We start from the raw sequence: 2,420 nt of genomic DNA, 5'->3' as shown, positions 1-2,420 counted from the left end.
GAAATCGCTAAACATCAAGTCAAGTTATCTTGGTGAACGATTACCTCGTAGAATAATTGTATCTGGAGGACAGGTCTGCCACGCTTCTAACAATATTTGCGACAGAACCCTTTACTTGGATGATAGCCATTGAAACACCTATGAAAAGTTTAGGAAGATTTTATTATACAATCAATAGGTTGGAGTCGCTACCTACAATTGCTTCGGAATCTCGGCTTTATGACCGAGGTGTGGCATTAATTTTATTAGCATTAATTTCGTATACAACATCACAAATACCTAAGACAAACTCTGAGTGACTTGCGATTATTATGATTGAGTCTTTGGATAAGTCTCTGATTAATTCAAATATATCTTTTATGTCATTGGTTGGTAAATTAACAAAAGGCTCATCAAACACATATAATTTAGATGAGTCAAATATATTTAGCATCATTAATAACTTTCGCTTTTGTCCAGTAGACATACCTAATGATTCTATATCATTAACATGAAAATCTTGATAATTAAAATCTCGCCCCCCAAAGCATTTAAATAAAATCTTGTCTATTACTTCTTTTTCATGACAATTATGATATATAAAATTATCATATAGTGTTCCTGAAAACATTTGCTCTTCTGATGAAGAGTGGTAACTAGTATGATTTGAAAAAAAATCAGAATCTAAGTCGTTAATGTCAATACCGTCATACTCAATAGAGCCTTCGCTGGGCTTTGATAATCCTAGCAAACATTGAAGAAAAGTAGACTTACCACTCCCCACTGCACCTTTTAACCCATAAACTCCTCCTCTGTGTAGTATCAATGAGGATTTTTCAATAAGCGGTTGAGAACCATCAATATGAATACTTATACTTTTTATTTTCACTTTATTTAACTTGTTAATTATAGTTTTAGTATCATCAATATTAACTGTTGATGTCCTCATATTGTTTATAAGATTTTCATATGAACTCCCAATGTGATGTATTGCAGAGCTCAGGTAGGATAGTTTAACAGCAATCTGCGCTGAAGATGATGATAATCTAGAACAAATTATAAATAATAATGTTATGTGTGCTGGATTAAAGTCGGATGATTTTTGACTATAAGTTACAATAGAGAATAGCAAAATTAAAGATAGAAATGAAACCATTCTTGTCATTTCGTCCCATTTGAAATTAAATAGCAATATTTTATCATTTTGTACTTGAAATTTTTCGTGAGTCTTTAGGTAATAATCCCTTAAGTAAGATTTGTTAATGAATGGTATATTTAATTTGGCTTTTAAATTGGAAAGTCTAACATTTAGCAAGTGATTGGATGCTTCTTCATTATCAATGGTTAACTTATATAATCTTGCCCTGTATAAAAAGAATAAAGTGAAAATTAAAAAATAGAAAAAAAAGAAAACTACTCCAGAGTTGGGTAGAATGACCATTAACGAAACAAACATAGCGATAAAGATCATGCACTCTGACATTATATCAGGTATAAGGCTCCAAATTTTTATTCTATAACTTTCGATGGCTTTAATTGAGTGAACTGATGTTAATCCTCCGTAGTGCGGGGCTAGTTTTAATAGATATTTTTCAACAAAAACAGATGATTTAAACATTGATTTGAATACTTTGTTCTTTATGAAGCTTTTGAAATACACATCAAAACATAAAGTGATAACAAAGAATATGCTAATAATAAAGAGAGTCGTTAAGTTGTTGGAGTAGACTAATCTAGAGTTATATATATTCACATATAAAGGGGTGATAAATATCATGGGAGCCAGTAGGGGCAATAGCAAAGATGACTTTGGGGTAAAATTAAATAATTCGTTAATAAAATCTTTTCTTGTGGCAACGTTAGCTACTTCCCTAATTGTAAAAAATCGGCAACCATGAAGGTTAACAAGGTCAATAGCACCTTGCTTTGATATATGCCGACCTGATGAGTATCTTATAAGTTCATACCCGTTTGGTCCAAACACAACAAAGTGCTCTGAAATTTTAGTATTTTTACTTATGTATCCTGATGTGAACTTATATGATAATAATTCACTTGATATTGTTGATTCTATCAAACTTATTAATGAATTTTCTGATATGTCATTTCTTGATATTTTACTCTTAAGTTTTTTCACATTGTAAATAGAATATTCACTTGCAAGTTCTACAAGAATATTAGCCATATTATTGTTCATTGTTGCTTAATTTTCCCTATTAATTAGTAATACACAAAAATGTAAGTATTCATAAGTATTATGCACCTCGTCTGACCCTTAGGCATCCCCTCGTATAAGCCAGCACTGGGAGGGGAATTGAGTTTATCCTAGCGGTTTTTAACCTAGTTCTCAATTTCTTCCTTTATGAGAGGCGTTGTTGCATGGTTCTGTCGCAAACTTTTGTCACATGGGTTAAGATTTGCGGTTCTGTCGCAAATATTGT

Annotated in this window: 1 protein-coding gene; it reads right to left on the bottom strand. The window is 31.7% G+C overall.

Annotation, left to right across the window (positions count from 1 at the left end; genetic code table 11):
• Positions 1–217: 217 nt before the first annotated feature.
• Complete coding sequence (locus tag BCT34_RS05855) at positions 218–2,164, bottom strand: ABC transporter ATP-binding protein/permease (protein ID WP_076651736.1); 1,947 nt, start codon at positions 2,162–2,164, stop codon at positions 218–220.
• Positions 2,165–2,420 lie beyond the last annotated feature (256 nt).

The sequence above is a fragment of the Vibrio sp. 10N.261.45.E2 genome, from assembly GCF_002875705.1.
GTDB lineage: Bacteria > Pseudomonadota > Gammaproteobacteria > Enterobacterales > Vibrionaceae > Vibrio.
The sequence above is the reverse complement of the archived record's forward strand: the minus strand, read 5'-3'. Positions and strand labels throughout refer to the sequence as shown.